6 protein-coding genes are annotated in these 7,071 nt (G+C 44.0%); 2 read left to right on the forward strand and 4 right to left on the reverse strand.

What is annotated here, in order from left to right; genetic code table 11:
- Positions 1-422: ATP-binding cassette domain-containing protein (locus tag AC1DWN_RS23940; RefSeq protein WP_477561404.1), on the reverse strand; the 422-nt coding region annotated here is incomplete at its 3' end.
- Positions 423-684: 262 nt separating this feature from the next.
- Between AC1DWN_RS23940 and AC1DWN_RS23945 the strand changes: the two genes are divergently transcribed.
- Entirely contained in the window at positions 685-3,717 is a 3,033-nt protein-coding gene (locus tag AC1DWN_RS23945) for an efflux RND transporter permease subunit (RefSeq protein WP_477561405.1), read from the forward strand.
- A 67-nt stretch (positions 3,718-3,784) separates the two neighbouring features.
- Here the strand turns inward: AC1DWN_RS23945 and AC1DWN_RS23950 are convergent, their stop codons facing one another.
- The 3 genes from AC1DWN_RS23950 to AC1DWN_RS23960 are packed head-to-tail and all read right to left on the reverse strand — an operon-like array spanning position 3,785 to position 6,299.
- Entirely contained in the window at positions 3,785-4,432 is a 648-nt protein-coding gene (locus tag AC1DWN_RS23950; RefSeq protein ID WP_477561406.1) for a DUF1054 domain-containing protein, read from the reverse strand.
- Between the two features lie 22 nt (positions 4,433-4,454).
- Entirely contained in the window at positions 4,455-5,129 is a 675-nt protein-coding gene (locus AC1DWN_RS23955) for a response regulator transcription factor (protein ID WP_477561407.1), read from the reverse strand.
- Between the two features lie 39 nt (positions 5,130-5,168).
- Positions 5,169-6,299 (reverse strand): sensor histidine kinase, encoded by a 1,131-nt coding sequence (locus AC1DWN_RS23960; RefSeq protein WP_477561408.1) that lies wholly within the window; start codon positions 6,297-6,299, stop codon positions 5,169-5,171.
- A gap of 219 nt (positions 6,300-6,518) precedes the next feature.
- Here AC1DWN_RS23960 and AC1DWN_RS23965 point away from each other — a divergent pair.
- Positions 6,519-7,071 (forward strand): ABC transporter ATP-binding protein (locus AC1DWN_RS23965; protein ID WP_477561409.1); only part of this gene is annotated, 553 nt, incomplete at its 3' end.

Raw genomic sequence — 7,071 nt, forward strand, 5'->3', positions numbered from 1 at the left:
GTGATTGGTTTGCTTAAGTAATCTGTTAAATCAACTAACTCAGCAACGGTTTGAGTACGGGATAGGAGCTTCTTCCCCTTTAAACCGAATAGTGCACCAAAAAAAGCTAAGTTTTGCTTGCCTGTCAGCTCGTTGTAGAGGGCATCGGCTTGTGCCATATATCCGATTTTCTGTAGCATTTTCAATTGCGGAATCGGCTCGCCCAGCATGCTGATCGATCCGGCGTCTGTACGGTCAATGCCGGTCATGAGCTTAATGAGTGTTGTTTTTCCTGAGCCGGATGGACCAAGCAGTCCGAACAGCTCCCCACGTGGAATGGACAATGATATGCCATTAAGAACAGTGTGATCGCCGAACCTGCGAATGATATTCTTCACGTCGAAGGCAGGAATAGCCGTTGAAGTAATTGCTTGTTTTGTCATCACTGATAAACACGCTCCTTCTATGCAAATAAAGTGCCTTATGGATTTTTTGTTCTTTTAATAAGAATAGTTGAATGTTGTGATAAAGAGAAGAGAGCACTACATATTTAACGAAGCTACCCAGTCTTAAGTCGTAGTTGATCTAAGACCATAGACGAGTGTGAAATATAGACTCTAGACGTTTTTTCAAAATATTTCCTTCCTTTATGATTATTAAGACAAATACAAAGATAACCGTAAAGGGAAAAGGAGTCGGCAAAAGATGAGTAAACTGACAGAATGGTCGTTTCGCAACAAGGCAGCGATCATACTAATTGTTATTATGGCGTTAGTGATGGGGGTAATTAGTTATTTAAGATTACCGATGGAATTTCTACCGGCTGCTGATAATCCGCAGGTCATGGTAACAGCCATTGGACCTGGGAATGATGCGAAATCAATGGAGCAATTCGTAACAAATCCATTGGAAGAGGCTGTAACCCTTGTAAAAGGAAAAACAAGCATGTTCTCTACCTCCGGTGATGGGTATGTGCAGATTAATTTGAATTTCGATTCCAAAACGAATATGAAAGAAGCAAAAACTGAAGTGGAACGACTTGTGGGACAGGTACAGCTTCCTGATAATGTATTGAAACCATTTGTCATTCAATTAAATACTTCGATGATTCCTATCTCATGGGTTACATTAACGTTTGATGATGGGATGAGTGAGCAGGAGAAGGAAGCAAAGCTAAAGCTTGTAACTACTGAGCTGCAGAAAACAGAGGGGGCCGGTGAGGTAAGTGTAACAGGCAGATCAATGCCTACCGTCCATATTACTCCACTTATCAAAAAGCTAGAAGAAAGAAATATACCTGTTCAAGCCTTAATGGGTGTGCTTCAGGGTCGGGGTGTATCGGCTTCACTCGGCGAGCGGAATGTTGACGGGGCAGCTGGTAATATAAATGTGTATGATCAAGTAAGTGATCTGGAAACACTTCGCAAGCTGCCTGTAGCTGCTGGCGTCAAGCTGGAGGAGGTTGCGACTGTTGAGCTCTCAAAGAACCAAGAAAGCATAAGCCGCATGAATGGGAAAGACGCCATTTTATTCACCGTATCCAAATCAGCGAATGCTAATGCGGTAAAGGTTGGCGATGGCATCGAGAAAACGATTAACCGTCTGAATGAAGACGTTGACGGAATAGATGCTTCAATCATGCTCAGTACTTCAGAATCAGTGGTATCTTCTGTCAATAGCATGCTGCGCGAAGTGCTGCTTGGCGCTTTGTTCGCCACAATCGTCATTCTACTGTTCATGAGAAMTATAAAGGCGACAATTGTAACTATCGTATCGATTCCATTATCGCTTGGAATTACGCTTTATTTACTTCAATTGTCAGGTGTATCGTTAAATATAATAACACTTGGCGGCGTTGCCGTTGCTGTAGGTCGACTGGTTGATGACAGCATTGTAGTTATTGAAAATATTTACAGGAGATTGCAGAAGGAAGCCTTTTCGGTTCAGCTTATCATTGACGCAACGAAGGAAGTTGCAGCGGCTATCACGTCTTCGACACTTGTTACAGTTGCTGTATTTTTACCGATGGGATTACTGCGAGGGTCGTTGCAAGCATTCTTGCTGCCATTCGCGCTTACTGTAGCTTATTCGTTACTCGCTTCATTGCTTGTAGCTTTAACAGTTGTGCCCATTCTAAGTGCCGTTTTACTAAAAGGTACGAAGGAAAAGGAGCATAAAGGTTCTCCGAAATTCGCATCCTTCATCCGTTGGAACTTGCAGCGTAAATGGATACCATTACTAGTAGCTATTGTATTGTTAGGTGGATCGTTAAGCGCATATGCACTTATGCCGAAGGGGGCTCTAGATTCCTCCAGTGCTGAGAATGTTAACGTGTCTTTGCAGTATCCTAGCGAAACGACTGCCGAAGAGGTACAAGAGGCAGGTAAAAGATTAGAAGCTTATTTAACATCAGACGACAAAGTGGAATGGGTAATGATGATGCTCGGCAATAGCGCTGAAGCAGCGAAATACGGTTCGGTCACTTCCCCAACACTAGTAACGTTTATGATTGATTTGAAAGAAAACGTTGATGCAGAGTTATTTATGGAAGCTGTTAAGCAGCAAAAGGATAACTATCCAGACGCTGCACTTACTGTAAAAGCCATGGATTTAATTATGGGTGGCGGCTCTTCGCAAATCTATATGGATGTGACTGGCGATGATCTGCAGCAGCTTAACTTGGCGGCTGATCAGGTTATGACAGCAATAAAGCCGATTGACGGTGTGCTTAAGGTAGAAAGCAATCAAGAGGAGAAGAAAGCTGTCTATTCGTTTAAAGTAGATCCAACAGCGGCGAGCGGTCAGGAAATCGCGATGCAGCTGCAGAGCATGATAAATCCCATGCCTATCGGTTCGATCCGATTAGAGAATAGTGAGACTCCTGTCATCCTTCAACCGATTGGGAATCCAGAAACACAATCAGAGTTGGAGCAATTAACGGTTATGACGGAAGCGGGTTCCGTGCCTATATCATCCGTAGCGAAGCTTACACGTTCAGAGGAAGCAAGTCTGTACTATCACAAAGATGGAAAAGCGTATATTCGGGTTACGGCTAATGCAGAACCTAGCCAGTTGTCCGTCGTTGGCGCTGATATAACTAAAGCGACAAAAGAGCTTAAGCTGCCTGAAGGAGTAAGCCTGGTAGTTGGCGGCGCGTCGGCCGATCAATCGAGTGACTTTGCTTCCTTGGGGTTGACGGCGCTTATCTCCATCGGAATCGTATATTTAATAATGGTACTTACGTTCAAAACATTGCGAGCTCCGCTTGCGATCATGATCTCACTGCCGCTGGCCGCAATCGGCGCTGTGACTGGCCTGCTAATATCTGGCGTAACGCCTGATTTCACGGCGATGTTCGGAGCGCTGATGCTCATCGGAATTGTCGTAACCAATGCGATCGTATTAATTGATCGCGTGAAGCAGAACGAACAAACGATGCCTATACGAGAAGCTCTTATTGAAGCAGCAACAACTAGGATGCGTCCAATCGTAATGACTGCTGTAGCGACTATCTGCGCCATGCTGCCGCTCGTGTTCGGGTCGCATGAGTCAGGGAGCATCGTATCGCAAAGCCTTGCAATTGTAGTAATTGGCGGTCTAACAGCGGCTACGCTGCTTACACTTATTATCGTTCCATGTGTGTATGAATTACTGTTCTTCCGTACTTCCCGTAAGCAAAGACGTGCGATAGTGACGAATGATGCTGCAGCTGAGGCCGCAGTCGCGAAGCAGCTATAATGCAAAGAGAAGAGGCTATCCTACATGGTCAATGACCACTCGGATAGCCTCTTCATTATTTATGACTTTATAAATTAGCCATTCGATAGAGCGGCATTAGTTTTTCGTATGTTGTGGAAGCGAATTGTAGAAGAGCATTGCCATCTTGAAGGAGAGCATCTCCTGCTGGAACATGGCGGCCAATTAGTAATTCTGCTTTCTGTACATCACAGAAACGAGCAAGTGCATCGGTCCAATCTTGTYTGGACATGCTGCTAACTGCTATCGATTCTTTCTTCATATGATCGAGCGAAACGACATAGTCATTCGGGACAGTGGCAATAACCTGATCTATTTGATTCAGAAAGGCTGTCGCAATATTTTTTTTGTTAGGCACTTCATAGATAAGAGCTAGCCATAAAAACAAATGGTCATCGAACAAGCCAAGCTGAAAGTGCGGATGTGCTTTGTAGCCACGTTTATTGTTGCAAATGGCAAGCCATGTATCCTTCGGTGGATTTACTTTGCGTCTTGCATGTCTCGCAACATGCAAATACATTTCATTGCCTGCATAGACGGCGACATCAGTACTTAACTGTCCACCGATTGCGTGAAATTTTGGCTGTATAAGCCCTTGAATGCCAGCCATTCGTTCTTCAAGTCCCTCTAATTGAAATACGTCAAAATCGGCTTGTGTAAAGCCGCTCAATTGCGGTAAAACCGTCTCTATTGTCATAGATATATTCTCTCCTGTCCATTCATTGATGTATGAGTTTTAAATAAAATATTGCGATTTGAGTTCGGTCGCGAAGCTCGAGCTTTCCAAGTATTTCTGTAATATAGTTTTTTATTGTGCCTTCACTCAAAAAAAGGGAAGCAGCAATTTCTTTATTGGATTGGCCATCAGCGATAAGTCGTACAATTTGGAACTCTGCTTGTGTTAGTCCAGGAATGAAATTATTCGCTTGCTCAAACCCGCTGGCAGGAGCGGCAGGGGTGACCGATTCCCCATTTGGTGTTTCAAGCATACCGGCTAGCTTGCGGGCAATATCCGGATGAATGAGCATCGAACCTTCGTACACCGTCTTAATCCCGTTAATAATACGGCTCGGCGATACATTTTTGAGCAGATAGCCGTTCGCGCCGTTGCGAATAGCTTGCGCGATGTATTCATCATCATCAAAGGTCGTTAGTATTAATACGGCGGGTGGTTGATCTATTGCTCTTATCCGCTTTGTACCTTCAACGCCATCRCAGCCAGGCATACGTATATCCATAAGGACAACATCGACCTGATTTTGCTGCACGAATTCTGCTGCTTCTTTGCCATCCTTACAGATTCCGGCTACATGTAAATCCTGGTCTAAGTCCAAAATAACCTGCATGCTTTCTCGGATAAAAGGATCATCATCAACTACTAAGACTTGAATCATAACTATCGATTCCCCCATTCTAATGGCTCAACAATCATTCTATTCACCAAGCAATGGGAGGATGGTCGTTATTGAAAACCGCTCCGATCGCTGCCATTCAAGTTTTCCGCCAATTAGTGCTATCCTCTCGCGCATTCCTCGCATACCAAGTCCTGCTTCAAACGGCTCTGTAGGTAAAGCGCCATTATTGGATATTTTTAAAGCGACGTTATCCTTTAGAAATTCAAGATCAACCGTTACAGCAGAGGCTTGTCCGTGGCGGACAGCATTCGTTATCGCTTCTTGTGCATTTTTGAACAAAATAAGCTCCATGCTCGGATAGAGAGGACGTGGCAATCCGTGTACCTGAAAGCTTATGGCAATGCCTAGTGCCTCTGCGGATTCAGCGACGATTCGATCCAACGCGTATCGGCGGGCCTCACCTTCGTCTGACGCAACTAGCTTACGGACAGTGACTCGCATCCGTTCCATACTTTCTTGTAGTTGGTCACGGATTTGCTCCACCACGCCGCGAGCCCGAATCACATCGCTGTCAAATAAATGGATGGCCGCTTCAGACATCATTTTCACACGGATTAGCCTATGACCCAAGTCGTCATGAATATCTTTAGCGATTCGATTTCGTTCCTCGGCTTGGGCGTAGTGCTCGATTTGCGAGGCATGCTCGAATACTCTACGTCTAGTCGCCTCTAACTCCTCGTGACTTAATGCTAGTGCCTCATACAGCTCTTCCACCTGATGGTGTTTATTCTCGAACTGATTAACCGTATATAGAATTACTGCATTAGCTGTCCAAAGGACTAGAACTGCCATGATCAATTCATTTTCTCTATCCGATATGCCTATTAATAATAAAGTGAAACCGGCTGAGGTCCAAGCTGTGCTGATTAATGGCGCAGGTTTTGTTCGGAAAACAGCAATTAATGTAGAAAACGGGAGTAGAAAGAGGATCCCTCCAAATGTGCCCGATAGCCATGAAAAGCCAATCAGCTCTATTACTAACAAAAGATTAGTTGAACGGGGGAAGAAGATTTCAGCTTTAATGTTCAGAAGAGCAAGCAGTACAAATGTTATATATATGGCATACGAACCAGGTTCAACATTTTGGATACTTAAAATAGCAGGTACTATTATCAGCAAGACTCTAATCCGGTAAAGCAGTATATTCATACAGACAAGCTCCCGTAACTGAATTTGCTTCATTATAGCATAATCTGATAGAGACGAACGATTGGATAAGTGCCTTTTCATCTAACATTCATGTTGCTGTTAATTTTCAAGAGGTGACTTTTGTCATATTCAGAAGGTGACTTTGTAGACCTGTTGAAAGGAAATAAATGCAATACAATTGGTTTATAATCAAACAACGAACCGGAAGGATGAACAAATATGAGTCTCGTAACATTTCGTGAGGTTGTAAAAAAATATGATTCGACTTTAACGGTAAATCATCTTACTTTTAATATTGGCGAGGGTGAAATATTCGGGTTGCTGGGGCCCAATGGCGCTGGCAAAAGCACTACTATTAACATGCTGTCGGGCTTGCTTGAACCGAGCGCTGGTGACATAACGGTGGATGGCTATTCCATTCGCAAGCAGCCGCTTGAAGTGAAGCGGAGAATCGGTCTTGTGCCGCAGGAGCTTGCTATTTATGAAACGCTGACAGCGCGAGAAAACGTTACTTTTTTTGCGAAATTATACGGTCTTCGGGGTAAGTTGCTGAAGGAAAGAGTGGATGAGGCGCTGCAGTTCGTCGGATTGCTGGAAAAGGCGAAGGATAAACCGTCCACCTTCTCTGGCGGAATGAAAAGACGGCTAAATATTGCTTGCGCTATTATGCATCGTCCGAAGCTTATTATTATGGATGAACCAACGGTAGGTATTGATCTGCAGTCAAGAAATCATATTTTAGAGTCAGTCAGAGAGCTGAACAGGCTTGGTT

The sequence above is a fragment of the Paenibacillus sp. P4_A7 genome (assembly GCF_056402455.1).

Excerpts from the sequence above, each read along its gene's own strand:
- AC1DWN_RS23960 (WP_477561408.1), bottom strand. The coding sequence starts at position 6,299 with ATGAATATACTGCTTTACCGGATTAGAGTCTTGCTGATAATAGTACCT.